Below are 16,122 nucleotides of genomic sequence, written 5' to 3'. Positions count from 1 at the left end.
CCTCCTCGTATCTCACTGGGACGGGCCGAGCTGCACCAGCGACACGTCGCCCGCCGCGGACGCGACCGCTTCCGCCGCGTCCGCGGCGAGCAGCACCGTCACCAGCTGCGTGCCCACCTGGTCGGCGCCCGCCGTCACCGACACCACCGTGGCCACCGCCCGGCGCACGCCGTCGTCCTGCTGCGGCGCTAGCTGCCCGCCGCCGCCTGCTGGGGCGACCAGCACCACCACCCGCGATCCGGCGGTCAGGCTCGTCGGGGCCCGGCCCGGCGCGACCGGTACCGCGATCACCGCCTCCCCCTCCGCGGGCCACGCCACCGGGCCGACCTGCGCCGACACCAGCAGGCTCCCCGCCACCAACGGCACCGTCGCGGTGCGCCCGACAATCCCGCCGCTCTCCTGAGCGGGGACGAGTGCCAAACCGGACGGGTTCGCTACCCACGCCACCCGCAGGTCCGCGTCGGTGATGACCTGCCCGGCGGGCACATCCCGCGCGACGGCGAGGAACTGCTCGTCGATGTGCCGGCGCAGGTCCACCTGCCAGAACGTCACCACCGTCGCCAGGACCAGCAGCACCCCGGCCACGACGCGCCGGCCACTGCGCCGCCCCGGCCGCCGCGTACCGGTGGGTGACGGCGGCAGATCCGCGGCGGAGGTGTTCGCCGCGCGGGGGCGGTCCGTCGTGACGCTCACTGGCTACCTCCGACGATTGCCTGGGACTGCGCCACCCGCACGGACACGGTCGAGGTCGTCGTCAGCGGGGCGAGAGTGCCTCCGTCGCCGGCACCGGACCAGGTGACCGACCACGTCACCGTCGCCTGCAGCGGGAACGCCGACCCCGCCGCGACAGCAGATGATGAGGTGTAGGTATGCCCGCACGGCGAGGACGCCAGCGGGTCCGTGCCCCGCTTCCACGGCTCGCCCGGCCCGGAGCAGGCCAGATCATCGCTGCCGTCGCCGAATGACCACACCACCCGCGTCGGCGTCGCCGTCGCGGTGACCGACACTCCTGGCACCGACGCCGTGGCCGACCGCGCGCCCCACGTCGCTGGATCCACCCACAGCCACACCGGCACCCGCACCAGCACGAACGGCGCTGCGGCCGGATTCGTGCGGATCTGCGGCGAGGGCAGACGCAGCCGCGACCGCGCCGTCTGCGCCAACGCCGCCAGGTCCACCGTCGGCGCCTGGTCCAGCCACACCGGCGCGTCCTGCGACCCGAGCCCGTCGGCCACGCAGGTCCACGCATACCAGCCGCCATGCGGCCCTTTTCCTGGCGGAGGAGAAAGGTCCCCGTCGACCGACGCCCAGTAGCAGCCGCCGTCACCGCCGCCACCCGAACCGTCACCGGAACCACCACGGCCCTGGCCGCCACCAGCGGCGTCGCCCTGCCCGCCGGGGGTGCCAGCGCTGACCTCACACTCAGGAGCCGACGGATTCTGTCTACAGTTGACCCCGCCGATGCCGCCGTCGGCACCTGCCGGACCCGCGTGCGTCAGCACGATCGGGGCCACACTGGCGGCGATCAGGTATCGAACGGTACGGCGCGTCAGCATGATCCCACGTCCTGGACGCCGAAGCTGGTGACCTTCCAGCCACCGACGTCGAGGTTCGTGACCGTGGCGCGCGCGGCCTGCCGCCCCCCGCGCACGTCGTTGATGGGCTCACCCGACTGCGTGTAGACCAGGAAGCTGCTGTCGTCGATGCAGTCGGTGACCGTCACCGTCGCGGGTGACGAGGTCAGCGCCACCTCGGCCACCTGTGGATTCAGGACGTACTCGCCCTTGAGTACCTGCTTCTTGCCCCGGTAGGTGGCCAGACCGCGTCTCAGCGTCTCCAGCGCACCGTCACTGGCGAATCGGCTCAGATCCGGCTCGTCGGGGTTGGCAGTGAGCCCTGCCTTCGCATAAGCGGCCCACATGCCTCGGTAAGCGTCCAGCGCGGCATTCTCGGCGGCACCGCGCGGATCCTGGCTGGGCGCCGACACAGCGATGGAGACGGTGGAGGAAGGCTTCTGCCCGGTGTCCCCGGCGTCGCATGCTCCTGCGCCGACCGCCAGGCACAGGCCGATCATCGAGCCCGCTACACGGAGCCGGCGGCCTCGCGGCTGGGCGGTGGACGTCTGCCGTCTGCTACGGATCGTCATATCTGTCCTGCCTCCTTACGGTTCGTGGCGGCAGCGGCGCTGACTCGCGGCCGCTTTTCGTGGAAGATTCACGAACGAATGCCTGGATCGACCTCCTAACAGTCCGGGCGAGTGTCGTTCCCGCTGCAGTGCACACCGCCGGTACCGCCGCCGCGTCTGCGGCTGCTCGCGATAACCACGTGGGGCTGCCGCCACGACGATGGCGAGAGTCGCGAGTCGTCGTCCGCGGGTCAGCATGTCCCGGTCTCCTCCAGGAGGAATGAGCTCACCCGCCAGCCCTCGGCGGTCCGATTGACGGTGGCGGTCATGCGGTGTCTGCCTCCGGGCTCGTCGTTGACCGGACCGCCGGATACGTTGTACTGCAACCAGTTCTCGTCGTTCACGCAATCCAGGACCGTGGCCGTGGTGGGATCTGTGGCAGGCACGAGAGCCGTGATCTCCGGGTCAAGTACCAGCTCGCCGAGGACAACCTCACCCTGCTCGCGATTGATGTAGAGTGCCTTGACGATCAACCTCAGCGCCTGATCGGAGGCGTGCCTACGCAGGTCGGGGGCGTCGGGATCCGACACCTTGCCCGCCTCCACCAATGCATCCCACATGCCCCGGTACGCCCTCAGGACGTCTCGCTCTGCCTCGTCGGCTGAGTCCAGGCTCGGCGTGCCCGATGCCGTCGCAGGCGACGACGTAGACGGTGTTTCGTAGGTCTCGTCGGCGCCACACGCCGTAGCAAACAGCGCCAATGCCCCAACCAGACAGGCCATAAGCCGACGGTTCACCACAGAGCTCAACCCGTCACCGCCCCTGCCATCGTCATCGTCATCGGGCGCACCGATAATGGCTTCGCACCCAGGCGCGCTCGGATCGGTGCTGCAGTCGACGTTCCCATTGCCGTTCCCACCCATTTCCGGGACAGGGCCGGCAAGGGAGACCGCGCCAAGTATCGCCATGGTGATCCTGAACCCACGACTCCACCCTTGTCGGTTGACCCTGCGGCTTTTTCCCAGACCAGTCTTCCCAAGACTTGATCCGGGAGCCAGCTCTACTTCAGGGTCAAGCCGGCCACTCCGGCCAGCAGGGAATTCTTCACGCCTGCGAATCATAAGATCTCTCCATTCTCGTTGGCGAAGATGAATGCACAACGCCCGGTAACCCGACCCCCTAAACACGGCGGAGCCGTCCGATCATCACCTAATTCATTCATGCCTATGTGGGCGGCAGCAGACACTGGCAGTCGTGGCCTCACCGTCAGACGCAAGCGCTGCGCATAGAATTCTCGGAGGGTGCCGAACTAGCCACTGCCGAAGGTGTGGTTCCAACTGACATGCGCACAACTCGCTAGTGAGCTGATCAGGTCTGTCGACACCATGGGCAGAGTCATCTTGGTGGCGATCAAGGTGGTTTACAATTCTTCTGGGGACGGAGTTGGTCTCGGCGACTTCCAATAACGCGTCAGCCGGTGACTCACCAGCGGAGGACGGTCCCGTCGGACACCTCGTTGACGAGCATCCCGGCATGGGTGTAGTAGTTCATCGCACTGAAGAGCAGAAAGGCAGCTCCCGCGACCGTCCAGCACCAGTAGAGGACAAGCCATGAAGCCCGGCCTCCACCCCGGACGACGGCAGGAAAGAGCAGGCAACCCACCGCCGATGGACCGTACAGGACGACGGCGAAGAAGACGTTCTCCACGGGATAACCGTGAAGGAGTCCGGTAATCGGTTCGTGCTGCGGCGCGGAGCCGATCAGGTCGAACCGGACGATCGCCAAAGTACACCAGAGAAGAACGATTCCGGTAGCGAAAATGATCCAACCCATCGGGGCCAGGGAAGCTCGCACGTATTGCTCGTCAAACGCCTGCGACTGGGGAGTGCATGCGAGCCATACGGCGGCAGCGAGCAGCACAATACCTAGGAGGAGGCAAGGTTCTCCGAAAACCGAATCAATGTATGGCTTTGCTCTCGACAACGGATGTGCGATCGTCATGATGAAGCCAAGGAGAGTCAGGATGGTGCCGAGAATTCCGAAGGTCGCACTCCACCCGGACCTGCTGAAACCCGTCGGAGTAAACAGCAGCAGTGGGGGTCGATCATTGGTGATCACTGCCCACAATCTCGGAACGAGCAGCAACGACAGCCCAGCACAGACGCCCACACGGCCGTTTCAAGATCATCTGGTGAGGTTGAGGATGGCGAATGGCCTGGTCATGTCGCGGGCGGCCCATCTGGTGGCTTCCGTGATGTCGGTTCGGCCGGCCAGGCGTAGGGCGTTGATCGCTAGGTTGCGTAGCGAGGCCAGGACGCGGGGCCCGGACCGGGTACGCGTGGTCGACCGGTCTTCCCGGTAGCAGGTGTCCCTGATCCAGTGCAACGACTCGATGGCCCAGTGGCTCCGGTTGTAGGCGGCCAGTTCGGCGGGGCCGGCCTGGTCGGGAGTGTGGCTGGCGACGCCGAGCTGCGCGGCGGCGGACTGTTTCCCGGTGGCGGTGTGCGTGACGTAGCGTTCGATCAGCCAGACCTGGTTGACGTGCGGGAACGGCAGATCGGGCGGGGCGGGCAGGACACGGATGGTGCGGCGGGTCCGGCGGCCATGTCCCATGTCGACGCTTTCCAGGTCAGGCGGTGTGTCGGCCCAGGGCAGCGCGTTGAGTGCGTCGAACAGGGTCCGCCGGTTCTCCTTGACCGGGAACATGAACTGGCCGCCGTGGTGGTGGATGAGTTCGGCGGTCGCCCTGACGGTGTGCAACGCGTCCGCGGTGACGGTCATGCCTGGCAGGTCGAGGGTCTGCAGCAGGGCGCGGGCGGTGGCCGGCTCCGTGGTCTTCGCGCCGTCGGTCGGTGCCTGGGCGAGCACGACGCCGACCGCGCCCGGTCGCGGGTCCCCGGCGAGAGCGGACAGCAGGTGCAGTTGGTTCCCGTCGTCGCCGACGGCGCCGCCCACGGTCTTGCCGTCCAGGCGTAGCTGGGTCGGCGCGCCGGCTCTGACGTGGGCGTGTCGCGTCGTTGTCCATTCGGCGATGACGGCGTCGAGCACGTCGGTGTCGGTGTCGGTGCAGACCCGCCAGATCGTCGACCGGGACGGCGGTCCCGCCGGTCTGGCCCCGACCCGTTCGTAGAGGCTGTCCATGACCTCGGCCGGTACGTCGGCGACCCAGCCCGCGATCGCGGTGTAGCCGGTCGCCCCGGCCACGGTCGCGGCCGCCACCAGCGTCAGGACGACCGCGACCGGATGGTCACGGCCCTGTGCCGACCGGCCGTCGGACACCGCCAACAACAGCTCCAGCAGGTCGTGACACGACGACGCGACGTCCCCGACGACCGGCGTCGACACCGGATCGACAGCGGGGGTGACAGAATGCGACATGACGAAGCTCCGGGTGGACAAGATCCTTGAGAAGACCTCGTCCTAACGGAGCTTCGTCCCTACTCGACACGTCACCACAGCAACTGTCACCCACCGTCATAATGATCTTGAAACGGCCGTGACAGACGCCCATCAGGTTGTTGAACATAATTATCGGCATATGTTGATCACTCCACTGATCCTTGTGCCTACCTATTTGTGCCTTAATCACACGAGTCGGCCCCGGATTTGCTCGCCGGAGACGTTGGTCGTTCTTGCCGTCTAGGAGGGAGCTCCGGTACCGCGCGGCATGTCAATCGGTCGTAGTGAGCTCCGGCTGGACGGCGACCTCGGGACTGTCGTCGGAATCAGCGCTTCGACCGTCGTCGAGCGCGCGGTTGAGAGACATGGATATCGCCCGCGTGGTCCCATACAGCTCTCGGAGCGCCCGGTCATGCTCCGTCGGTTGTACGGTACGGGCGACCTGCAGTAGGCGCCGCAACTGGCGGAGTCGTCGGGCGACAATCTGCAGCGTTTCCGCATAAGGCTGCGGCTGCCTATCGAGGCCCTGGGGCTGTACCACCGCATTGGCTCGCTCGTCGATGTTCACTTTCCACCCCACTCGGCACGGGATCTGACGAATAGACCCTGCCGGATGGCGGCCACATCCCGAAAGACGACGCGACTGGACGTGACCGGATGCCACCCGACGATGGTTGATGGGGTGATCAGGTCTGCGGACCGTGCCCTGCTACCAGGGGAAGTCGGGGTCGACGTCTAGCCCCAGGTGCTCGACACGGACGTCGAGCGCGGCACCGAGCACCCGTCTGTGCAGCTGATCAGGTACCTGCCTGTCCCGCTCCCAGCGCGACAGGTTGGCCTGGAGAGACTCGCTCTTGGCCAGCGCCATGCCCCGACGCGCAGCCTCGTCTTGCATGGCCTTCACCAGGCGAACCTGCGTCCATCCACGTTGCATCCGGGCTCGCCGGATCAGCCGACCAGGGCTGCGTGTCCGATCGCTGCGCGATGGCTGATTCGAACTGCTCAGCACGGTTCCTCCCACCGAATCTCCCCGTGGCACCCAGCCTGACGCTGGGCACACTTGTGTGGTCAGCATGTGCGCCACCCGACGTGAGCAGCGACTGCAAGCAGTAGCTGACGTCCGTGCTGAACCCATGTGGCTCAGGCCCGGACCAGCCCGTTGTCACCCGTGGTTGATAACTACCAACCAGAAGCATAAACTCATCTGGCACGTGGCGACGTCGGTGATCGGCGCCGCTGCGGTGACAGCCGATCGAGGCATGGAGGGACGTGGCATGGCCGGCGTCGACGGATCACTAGCCAGCCGCCTCGATCACCTCTTCGACAAGATCCGCCGTCCTGACGGCAAGCCCTACAGCTACGAGCAGGTCGCCGAGGCGATCCGCTCACAGCAAGGTGTAGGGGTGACCCACACCTACATCTGGCGGCTCCACAAGGGCAAGAGCGACAACCCCACCATCAAGGTCCTGATCGCGCTCGCTACCTTCTTCGCTGTCCCGGTCACCTACTTCCTCGATCCGCAGACAGCCGACGACGTCGACGAAGTCATGGACCGGGTCGCGCTGCTACACGACGCTGGCGTCGCACGGCTGGCCTTCAGAGCGGCAGGACTGTCGACACCGTCGTTGGAGACGCTTGCCACCATGGCCGACCTCGCCCGCAAGATCGAAGGCAAGGCAGCTCATAACGGTGATGAACCCGCTGAAGAGACACCCGAGCCGTCCTGAGCCAGACAACAGATCCCCGTACGTACGAGGCAACCAACGATGGAGGCGAGGACGTGGACGCGGACGAGGCGTGGACTGTCGGCGTGGACCCAGGACGGGCCAGCGCGGCCCGGGTCTACGACTACTTCCTCGGGGGTAGGTACCACCTACCGCCCGATCGCCAGGCAGCCGAAGCCGTCGTCAGCATCACACCGAACGTGCCGCGCCAGGCCCGCGCCAACCGAGCCTTCCTTCAACGAATGGTCAAGTACCTTGTGCACCTGGGTATCCGACAGTTCCTCGACATAGGATCGGGTATCCCAGCATCCGGCAACGTCCACGACATCGCCCAGGATGCCGCACCCGACGCACGCGTCCTCTACGTCGATATCGACCCAGTAGCCGTGATGACAGCCAACCAGATACTGGCCGAGAACCCCCATGCCACCGCGATCGAGGCAGACCTTCGCCGGCCTGAGCAGCTGCTCGGCCAGATCAACCGGCCCGACGTGCAGACAGTCATCGACCTTGCGCAACCCACCGCACTGCTCCTCGTCGCGGTGCTGCACTTCATCCCTGACGACGCTGACCCGTACCAGGCTGTCGGACATCTACGCGACCAGCTTGCTCCCGGCAGCTACCTGGCCATCAGCCACGGCGCTTCAGAGTCGTACACCCAGCAGGAAGCACAACGCGTCGCTGCTGCCTACGGCGCCCGATCGGCACCACTACCTACTCCACGATCACGCCAACAGGTAGCGCAGTTCTTCGCCAACTTCGAGGTCCAAGAGCCCGGGATCGTCTGGCTGCCTGAATGGAGACCCGGACCAGCGGAGGATTTCGCCGACGACCCGGTCGGTTCGGGAGCACATGCGGGTCTTGGCCGCAGACCAGATTGACAGACAGGGGCGCGGCCCGTCAGGGAAGGACGTATCTCGGCTGGACAGCCCATATGACGCTGCGCAGCCGGAGCGCAAGCAGGCCGGGACGAGCCGATCGGCCTCCGACCCCAGGGGCGCCGCTCAGGGTGGACTTGTCGGCGATTCGTCCAACGAAAAACGTTGTGCAGCGACGGCCCAAGCGGGATATCGCTGTCGAGTGCGTCGCGGAAGTCGAAGCCGTCGGCGGCAAGGCGCTGAGCTGAGAGCGGTACATTTGCAGCTACCTTCTCTCTGTGCTCGATCATGTACGCCGACACCGCGCCGCCGTCTCCGGGTCACGGCAGCAGCGCTCAGCTGGCAGGCCGGGATCGCAGCGGCAACACGCGTACCTCCTCCAACGCGGCGGCCAGCTGCCCAGGCACGCCGTTGACGCCACGTCCCAACGCAATGAGTAGTTGGTCAAGCTCCATCGCCGGACCGAGTAGATCGCCCTCGCCAACTCGGCAGCCCAGATCACGCAGAGCCTGCCGCTGCTCGTGGCTGCGCACCCCGGGCGCGCAGACCGGAATTCCTAGATCACCTCCGAGGGTCACGGCAGCCCGGATCACGACCGCCGAGTGACGGCTCGCCATGCTGTCGATGAACGTCTCATCGACCTTGAGGCCGCGGATCGGCAGCGTGGCCAGGGTCGCCAGCGATGCGGGACCCGCTCCGAAGCGCTCCAACGCCAGCAGGACACCGGCCTTGTCTACCTCGGTCAGCGTCTCGACGAGGGCGCCCGGGCCAAGCAGGTCCGTTTCAGGTATCTGGAGGATCAGGCGATCCGGTGCCACGTCGTGGCGCAGAAGGCTGCCGAAGAGCAAGCCAGTGAATCGCGCATCGAGCAGGCAGGGCGCGGACACAGTCACCACCACGGGCAAGTCGAAGCCGGCATCGCGCCACGCTGTGACTCCAGCCAGTGCCTCGTCCAGCACAACCTGGGTGATCGATACCGGCGGCACCACGGACTCGGCGATCCCGCACCAACACTGTGCTTCACGAGCCCCGTGGCGCGGATGCTGCCACGACGCCACGGCTTCGATGGCGACAGGGACGCCCGTTGTCAGGTCGAGGACCGGCTGGAACTCGACATGGAGACGGCCGGCGCGCAGATCAGCAGGCAGGTCGTGCACGAGTTCCGCCAGCTGAGGTTCCCCATCCTGATGATCCTCCAGCCGGTCGTACACCGCTAGCCTCACCGACGCGTTCCCTCCGCCCCGCCGTAGCGCGGCATCCGCGCGACCGAGTAACTCCTCGATGCCCACGCCCGCGCCTACGGCCAGCCCGATGCCGATCTGCACACCGACCAAGACTCCGCCTGCGTCCGCCGGCCGACGCAGGGCCTCAGCAATCCGCAAGGATTCACTTTCCATCGCGACGCTGGTCTTCCCGGTCAGCAGGACCGCGAATTCGTCCACGCCGAGCCGGCATGTGAGGTACCCCGCCACGGCGACCGCGCGCTTCAGCCTCGTCGCCACCTCGACCAGCAGAAGATCACCTGCGGCATGACCGAGAGTGGCGGCGATGCCAGCGAATCCCACCAGGCGTAGACGCAATACACCGACATCGGCTGAGCGGTCGGCGCAGCGCGGGCCAGCGGTAGCGGTGAAGGCGCGCCGGCCAGCCAGACCCGTCAGTCCGTCACGGGTAGCGAGGTGGGCGTACATCCTGGCGTCAGCGGCGAGGCGGGCGTGGGCCACCGCGTTGTCCAGCGAGGTCGACAACGCGGCGCCGAAGGCCCGCAAGGCGGCCTTCTCCCGACCGGATAGCACGTCACGTGGACCATGTAGAACGATGCGGACGGCCCCTGAATCTGCGTTGCCCGTCGTCAGGGGCTGTACGACGTCGGCGCGTTCCAGCGGAGGCACACCGTCCGGCGGGCCATCGAAGCACACGCAGGTCGGACACGCTCGGACGAGACGCCGGCCTGCGGCTGGCAGGGTGACCTCCACCTCAGCATGCCGAGCCCCGAACAACCCGACGGCTCCGCGAACCGCAGTGAGTAACACGTCCGTCGGATCCGCGGTGCTGAGCGTATCTGTGACACCGGCTAGCCGCTGCCAGGTCTCCCGCTCCGCTCGCAACCACATGCGATGGTTGTAAACCGCGTAGACCAGCAGCATTGCCAGTGGCATTGCGATCATGAGCCGCAGGTCCACCTTGACCAAGGCGATCGAGACCGCCGCTACCACAAACTCGGCCAGCACGACCGCGAGCCGCAGGTCCACTGCGGTACTAGCGACGGTACGCCACGCTCTGCCGGTGGCGACGGACACCGTCGTTGTGGTCACTGTCTCTTCCACCAGCACCAGCGCCAGAACGGACAACGCCAAGGCCACCAGGTAGGACGGTACCGTCGCAGGCAGAACCTCGCTTCCCAAATCAGGATGAACTCCTGCAACCCCGACAGCAGCACCCACCGCCGTAGCCGCGACCGTGTCCTTCGCCGTGTTGTGGATAGCCTTGTGTACCGCCGCACTCGTCGGATACCGGGTGATTATTTTCGCGATGCTGACACCCACCACGGTGGCCAGGACGAGCCACGGTGCCGGCAGCACGACCGCGCTGACGAAGATCGCTGTCGGAGCGAGGGTCAACCGCACCCCCGACCGGACCGGCACCTCCACCGAGCATGCATTACCGACCGCGATCAGCGTGGCTGCCGTGACGGGGTACATCCACAGGTTAGCGTTCGGCAGCGCAAGCCGGGTGACCGCAAGCGCTACCGAGGAGCCGGCGAGTACGCATACGGCAAGCGTCAGTGCCCATAGCCGGCGGTCCTGTCGTCCCATGCCTGCTGCCAATCCCGTCGCACCTGTCGGGAGCTCCGCCCGGTTCCGGCAGCCCAGGTTAACAGCCAATGGCGGCGGTCAGTTCCAGTCGTAGCCCTTACCGTTCATGCTCACCTCCTCTCACGCGCTCTCAGCCCGAAGCTAGGCAATACGGCCGTCGGATCCAACCCCACATCAGACATAGTTAGCAATTAGTGCAATCAGGCAATCTCGGCTCTGGGTACATCTCGACCTGGACCGGCCTGCGCACGTCTGGTTCGGACAACACGATGACCAGCCCGGACAGCAGGTGAGAAGCATGGCCGGCAGGATGGCCTCCCGCCGCCTCTTCCGGCAACAACCCTGGAACCAGTAGCCGACCGGCGTCGATGAACGGCATGATGATCGGATGACCTTGCCAACAGCAGCTGCGGCGCACCCGCCGGTCAGCGGCTGAACGCACCACCGGCATCATCCAGGTGGCACCAACTCGGAAATCCGGAGACCAGGTGCACACGCAGCCAGTTCCGAGCGGCGGTTGGCACCAGCGGCGTCGCCTTGAACGACGCCTACGCCGGCTGCACCTGCCTCCGCCGCCTCCGCCGTACACCGTCGACGCGTGGTGCCACGCCATCGGATCCACCCGGGCGCGACCCATCACCATCGTTCCCCTGACCATCCCCGCACACGAAGCACCAGGCGTATGGATGGACTCGACAACCACCGACCTCATCTTTGTCGATGCAGCGTTGTCTCCGCTAGCACGAAACCAGACAATCCTCCACGAGATCGCCCACATCATCCTCGGCCACCGAGGGGCACGGCTCACTGACAACCACGTCGGCGACCTAACCGAAGAACACGAGGCCGAACAAGCCGCCGACATCCTCTCTGCCCGTCTCACCAGGGCACGATCGCGCTTCGAAACACCGTCCGCTTTTCGGAGACGACCGGCTACGCCCGCCCACCCGACCGGAGACCTCGGCAGCGGCCTCCGTGCCCGTCTGGCCCGATGGTGGACCCGCTGCCAGTACCACTGGCAGATGCGTCCACTCTGGCTCGCACTCCACCACAACGCACCCACAACGCAGCCGACGGGGTTGAACGGAGTCGTGTGGCACGAAGGGTTTCCACTCGACGACCCCGTCCCCTTGACGCGTCTTCCGTATGCCTACTACCGACGAACCATCGAAATTCTCGACGGACTCCGCCGGTTGAGCGCCTTCATCGACCCGGCGATCCTCAGTCAGGCTCGACACCGCGCGAGACGTGCGTGCCTCTCCGAAGTCGAAATCGACGCGATCGCCGCAGCCACCGCCGTACGTGCAGCCCTCGACTCCTGCGCCATCGGCGCACCGCCCCGCGACGCCCCGCCCGGCACCGTCGTGCCCGCCACCACAACCGACCTGGACACGATCGCAGCCCACCTCGCGCGCACAGCGCAAGCACTCACCAGCTCCCCCTACGTGTTGACCATCAACCCAACTCCCAGGCCACAGACAGAGGAAAGCATCGACCTACTCAGGTGACCCAGCACCCTCGACGTCCGTCAGGTCCTGGAGCGGAAACTCCGAGCCGCGTGCTGACCGCTCTTGACCAGTCCCCAGAAACCAGCACGTGTCGCGATCGTCCGCCGACCCGAGCTGCTTGATCACCGCGCTCACCGCCGGTGGTGGGCTCGGCCTCGGACCCTCATCCTCGCCGTCGCCGCAGGCACCACGGGAATGGGAGACGTCCCCTCGCCGCCCTGCTCGGCGCCGCCAGCTGCCCGCCGTACTCCTCGGGGCGGTAGGGCACTACCTGCTCGCTACACCCACACCGTCGCCCTGGCCGTCACCACAGCCAGACCGCCGTCCCGCGACGCTGCGGGCGAGTTGCCATCCGCTTGCTGTGCGAACGCCGGTCGCAGCCGCCGAAGGGATCGACCGCGTCCGGGAGGCGGACGACCTTTGCCGGCACCATGAGGGCACCAAACACAACCGACGACGGCGAGCGACACCCTCGACCGAGTTCAGCCACCCGTGGGCAGCCCCGCCAGGAGCCATCGACCTCTTTCGTCGCGGGTTCAGCTCAGCCATTACCGAGGCGGCGTGCCTCGGCCACCGCGTGATCAAACCGTACGTGGGCGACCTCGGTGTCCGAGTGTGGAGCCGGCCGAGGACCGGCTCCACACCCGTTCGCTCCACTGGATTACTGGCGGAACACGGCCAGGGCTGTGGCGACCGCGCTGATCACCGCTGCCACGCCGCCAAGGACCGCAGCCACGTCACCCAAGTTGACACCCCGCCCACGGCGCACCCTGCCACGCGCCTTGGATCTTGGCCACCTACTTGCTAACTTCACGGTTCCCTTTCCTCTCTACACAACCGGGGGAAGGCACAGGGACGGCATCCGCTGCAACGGATGCCGTCCCGCACTACACGGCCACATGTTCGGCCGCCAGGATCAAACCACGAAGGACCATCGCCTTCTGTGATTTCCGAGGCCATTTCGGGCCACCCTGACCCCGCCTCGCTATGGAGTAACACGCCACATCCGGGCCAGGTCGGCACTGGTCGTCGCTGACCTGGGGCTTTCCTTGCTGGCTGCAAATTGCATTAGGCAAGGCGAGAAACATTCGCATAGCAACATATTTGATCGAGACACGCCGATGAGTCTGGCACGCTTTGGTTGACGATTCAGATGTGATCATCATTCACGAATGAGCATCGACGCGGGAGATCCTCAACCTGTCCGCGGACGCAACACCACCCGCTTCCTCCGGTTGCCCCTCGCCGACACTCCTTGCCGGTCCAGACCGGAGCGCGACCCCGCCGGTGCCGACGGTTCGTCGACCATCATCATGATCCGAGCCACCAACGGACGCAGCAGGTGCTCACAGCCCGCCGTCACGGCGCGCTCCCGGACCTCATCCAGCAGCGACTCCCAAAAATCATCACTCGAACGTGCAGCGGCCACCCGCCGCGCCGCCCGATGCCGACGGCTCCACGCGAGACCACGCGGCCGCGCCGGCGTGATCGCCGCCAGGTCGTAGACCACCCTCCTCAGCTGTAACAACCGCACCTCAAGCTCGGCGTGCCGTCGCGCCAGCTCACCGACCTCAGCCCGAGCGACGTCCACCACCAACTGGGCATCCGCCCGCGCCTGACGCGCCATCCGGTCCCGCTCCCGCGAGGCCTCAACACGGACCTGCTCAGCCTCCCGGACCGCCGCGGCCGACTCGACGCACGCACAGCACACAGGCGCCGCCGGATCATCCAGCCGATCGCCCTGGCCCGGATACCCCGCCGACGCGGCCGCCGTCGCCCACCGCCGCGCGGCGTCCAGATCCGCCCCGCCCTCGCCGCGGCCACAGTTCGCCTCCACCACCGAGCGCAGCTCATACAACAAGGCCAGCCGTGCCGCAGCGTCCGCCACATCCCGCTCCGCCGCCAACCGCAACCACCGCAACGCATCCGGATGATCATGAACCTGCAGATGAACCCCCAACAGGTACGCAGCCACGCCCAACTCGGCGTCCGCCGCCTGCAACTCCATGAACAACCGCCCCCTCGGGTCGGCGGCACGCTGGCGATACCGGTCCAACAACGCGGCCGCCTCATCCTCCACATCACCGACCGGCCGTCGCGCGTCCACCGCGTCCACCGCCTGCCGCACCACATCACCGATGCTCACGCCAACCCACCTCCCGCCCGGTCAACGACGGTCAGCCGTCCCGACAACAACCCCTGCAGCCTGCGCAGACCCCGCGACCGGTGCGTCTTGACCGTCGACTCACCGACACCGAGGATCTCGGCGACAGCCCCGACGTCAAGATCACACACCTGCGTCAACACGATCACCTCCCGCTGACGCGGCGGCAACATCCGCACCGCCCGCAGCACATCCACGTGCTCGGCCAGATCACGACCGCCCTCGCCCGCCGGGATCCGCTCCACCTCGCCACGGCACGCCTCCAACGACTCCACCCGGGCACCCTCACGAGTCAGCTGCTGACGTGCCAACCGGTACATCAGCACCTCCGGACGTTCGTAACGGCCCCAGTAGCGACGCACCACCAACATGACCTCCTGCACCACGTCATCAGCGAGAAACCGATCCCCCGTCCACGCCACCACCGCCCGCCGCAACGGATCCCGCCACCGCCGGAAAAACGCTGTGAACTGCTCATCCACCTCACGCGAAAGACTCATCCGGCGAACCGCCGCTCACCAGCAACACCTGTGGAAGCACCGGATCGCATACCGCGGCGCGACGTCGACACCGCGGTCCACCCAGGATCTGCCGCCCCCAGTAACATGTGGCGCACCTGCACTCCTCCTTCTCGAAACCACTTCCGTCAGCCCTGAACTCCCCGGCAGGAAAGAGCGGCCACGCACCACGCGAGGACGACAAGTAGCCCGATTCGTGTCCGGAGCGTTACCGGCAGCGACGCCGGGGTGGCCGAGGTGCATCGCAGGTCGACCGGGCATGCGAAGGTGGATCCGTGTTGGTGCTCCTAGTGACCGGCGTGCCGGCAGCCGGCAAGTCGACCGTCGCGCACAAGCTGTCCGACTGGGGCCACACCAGCATCAGCCTGGACGACGACAACAGCACCTGCTCCTGGCCATACTTCGACGGTCCCCAGGACACGCAGCCCGGCCGTCAGGACAACAGCTCCTCGCCGCCGCCACTTCGACGAACGTGGAACCCGTACCGACTCGAGGAGATCATCTCCACCGCCCGCCATGACGGCGTACAGACACTGTGGCTGTGCGGCCAGGCCACCAACGCCCCCGAGCTCAAAGACCGGTTCGACGCCTGCCTGCTGCTCGAGATCGACCAGACCACGATGCGGAGGCGGTTGACTGCCATCGAACAGAACGGCGGCGTCTGCCGGGCCAACGACTCACTGGCCACCGCGATGGCCAGCTACCAGGCGTTCGTCGCGACCTGGCGGCGGCTTGGCGCTGTCCCTGTCGACGGCACGCAGGACCCCGACCAGGTATGCCAGGACCTGCTGATGGCAGCTGCCTTCGCCGCACTTGGCCGCCACCGCTGATCACAACGCTACGGCGACTCTCCGCGTCCTGACGCACCATCAAAGCAGGGGGTAGTTCAGGGGACCAGCGGGCCAACGCCTTGAACCGGGTGATCGACGGAACACCCCCACGTGCGTGGGGAGGACTACCAGGACAGCAGACACGCAGATCCAATCGATA

The 16,122-nt window shown here is 66.6% G+C and carries 15 protein-coding genes; 4 read left to right on the top strand and 11 right to left on the bottom strand.

What is annotated here, in order from left to right; translation table 11 throughout:
• Positions 1-12: 12 nt before the first annotated feature.
• From EDC02_RS37970 to EDC02_RS37935, 8 genes are all read right to left on the bottom strand, one after another.
• Entirely contained in the window at positions 13-693 is a 681-nt protein-coding gene (locus tag EDC02_RS37970; RefSeq protein ID WP_123606897.1) for an SAF domain-containing protein, read from the bottom strand.
• Positions 690-1,556: a hypothetical protein gene (locus EDC02_RS37965; protein WP_123606896.1), complete on the bottom strand. Its 867-nt coding sequence runs from the start codon at positions 1,554-1,556 to the stop codon at positions 690-692. The genes EDC02_RS37970 and EDC02_RS37965 overlap by 4 nt, the downstream gene beginning before the upstream one ends.
• On the bottom strand, positions 1,550-2,074 hold the full coding sequence (locus tag EDC02_RS37960) for a hypothetical protein (protein ID WP_233606642.1): 525 nt from the start codon (positions 2,072-2,074) through the stop codon (positions 1,550-1,552). Before EDC02_RS37960 ends, EDC02_RS37965 begins: the two co-directional genes overlap by 7 nt.
• Before the next feature lie 302 nt (positions 2,075-2,376).
• Positions 2,377-3,093 carry a hypothetical protein gene (locus EDC02_RS42160; RefSeq protein WP_233606641.1) on the bottom strand — a complete coding sequence of 239 codons (717 nt, stop codon included), beginning with the start codon at positions 3,091-3,093 and terminating at the stop codon, positions 2,377-2,379.
• A gap of 514 nt (positions 3,094-3,607) precedes the next feature.
• Entirely contained in the window at positions 3,608-4,243 is a 636-nt protein-coding gene (locus EDC02_RS37950; protein ID WP_158632458.1) for a DUF981 family protein, read from the bottom strand.
• A gap of 66 nt (positions 4,244-4,309) precedes the next feature.
• On the bottom strand, positions 4,310-5,503 hold the full coding sequence (locus EDC02_RS37945; RefSeq protein ID WP_123606894.1) for an ISAs1 family transposase: 1,194 nt from the start codon (positions 5,501-5,503) through the stop codon (positions 4,310-4,312).
• A gap of 292 nt (positions 5,504-5,795) precedes the next feature.
• Complete coding sequence (locus tag EDC02_RS37940; RefSeq protein WP_148083808.1) at positions 5,796-6,092, bottom strand: hypothetical protein; 297 nt, start codon at positions 6,090-6,092, stop codon at positions 5,796-5,798.
• 141 nt (positions 6,093-6,233) lie between these two features.
• Complete coding sequence (locus EDC02_RS37935) at positions 6,234-6,428, bottom strand: hypothetical protein (RefSeq protein ID WP_148083807.1); 195 nt, start codon at positions 6,426-6,428, stop codon at positions 6,234-6,236.
• 307 nt (positions 6,429-6,735) lie between these two features.
• Here EDC02_RS37935 and EDC02_RS37930 point away from each other — a divergent pair, with 307 nt between their 5' ends.
• A complete protein-coding gene (locus EDC02_RS37930; protein WP_199758060.1) occupies positions 6,736-7,251 on the top strand; it encodes a helix-turn-helix domain-containing protein in 516 nt (171 codons plus the stop codon).
• A 53-nt stretch (positions 7,252-7,304) separates the two neighbouring features.
• Positions 7,305-8,129 (top strand): SAM-dependent methyltransferase, encoded by an 825-nt coding sequence (locus EDC02_RS37925; protein ID WP_123606891.1) that lies wholly within the window; start codon positions 7,305-7,307, stop codon positions 8,127-8,129.
• 332 nt (positions 8,130-8,461) lie between these two features.
• Here the strand turns inward: EDC02_RS37925 and EDC02_RS37920 are convergent, their stop codons facing one another.
• Positions 8,462-10,942, bottom strand: coding sequence for a phosphodiesterase (locus tag EDC02_RS37920; RefSeq protein WP_123606890.1), 2,481 nt, complete (start codon positions 10,940-10,942; stop codon positions 8,462-8,464).
• A gap of 458 nt (positions 10,943-11,400) precedes the next feature.
• Here EDC02_RS37920 and EDC02_RS37915 point away from each other — a divergent pair, with 458 nt between their 5' ends.
• Positions 11,401-12,450: a DUF6545 domain-containing protein gene (locus tag EDC02_RS37915; RefSeq protein ID WP_370461606.1), complete on the top strand. Its 1,050-nt coding sequence runs from the start codon at positions 11,401-11,403 to the stop codon at positions 12,448-12,450.
• A 1,195-nt stretch (positions 12,451-13,645) separates the two neighbouring features.
• Here the strand turns inward: EDC02_RS37915 and EDC02_RS37910 are convergent.
• Both EDC02_RS37910 and EDC02_RS37905 read right to left on the bottom strand, forming a co-directional pair.
• Positions 13,646-14,458 carry a hypothetical protein gene (locus tag EDC02_RS37910; RefSeq protein WP_158632456.1) on the bottom strand — a complete coding sequence of 271 codons (813 nt, stop codon included), beginning with the start codon at positions 14,456-14,458 and terminating at the stop codon, positions 13,646-13,648.
• A gap of 134 nt (positions 14,459-14,592) precedes the next feature.
• Positions 14,593-15,114, bottom strand: coding sequence for an RNA polymerase sigma factor (locus EDC02_RS37905; protein WP_123606887.1), 522 nt, complete (start codon positions 15,112-15,114; stop codon positions 14,593-14,595).
• Positions 15,115-15,407: 293 nt separating this feature from the next.
• On the opposite strand from EDC02_RS37905, the gene EDC02_RS37900 reads away from it, so the two are divergent.
• On the top strand, positions 15,408-15,962 hold the full coding sequence (locus EDC02_RS37900; protein ID WP_123606886.1) for a hypothetical protein: 555 nt from the start codon (positions 15,408-15,410) through the stop codon (positions 15,960-15,962).
• Positions 15,963-16,122 lie beyond the last annotated feature (160 nt).

It is taken from the genome of Micromonospora sp. Llam0 (assembly GCF_003751085.1).
Taxonomy (GTDB): Bacteria; Actinomycetota; Actinomycetes; order Mycobacteriales; family Micromonosporaceae; genus Micromonospora_E.
The sequence above is the reverse complement of the archived record's forward strand: the minus strand, read 5'-3'. Positions and strand labels throughout refer to the sequence as shown.

Bases quoted from the DNA above. Each gene is read 5' to 3' on its own strand.
- EDC02_RS42160 (WP_233606641.1), bottom strand. From the start codon at position 3,093: ATGGCGATACTTGGCGCGGTCTCCCTTGCCGGCCCTGTCCCGGAAATG.
- EDC02_RS37945 (WP_123606894.1), bottom strand. From the start codon at position 5,503: ATGTCGCATTCTGTCACCCCCGCTGTCGATCCGGTGTCGACGCCGGTC.
- EDC02_RS37910 (WP_158632456.1), bottom strand. From the start codon at position 14,458: ATGGAGTTGCAGGCGGCGGACGCCGAGTTGGGCGTGGCTGCGTACCTG.
- EDC02_RS37920 (WP_123606890.1), bottom strand. From the start codon at position 10,942: ATGGGACGACAGGACCGCCGGCTATGGGCACTGACGCTTGCCGTATGC.
- EDC02_RS37905 (WP_123606887.1), bottom strand. From the start codon at position 15,114: ATGAGTCTTTCGCGTGAGGTGGATGAGCAGTTCACAGCGTTTTTCCGG.
- EDC02_RS37965 (WP_123606896.1), bottom strand. From the start codon at position 1,556: ATGCTGACGCGCCGTACCGTTCGATACCTGATCGCCGCCAGTGTGGCC.
- EDC02_RS37960 (WP_233606642.1), bottom strand. From the start codon at position 2,074: ATGATCGGCCTGTGCCTGGCGGTCGGCGCAGGAGCATGCGACGCCGGG.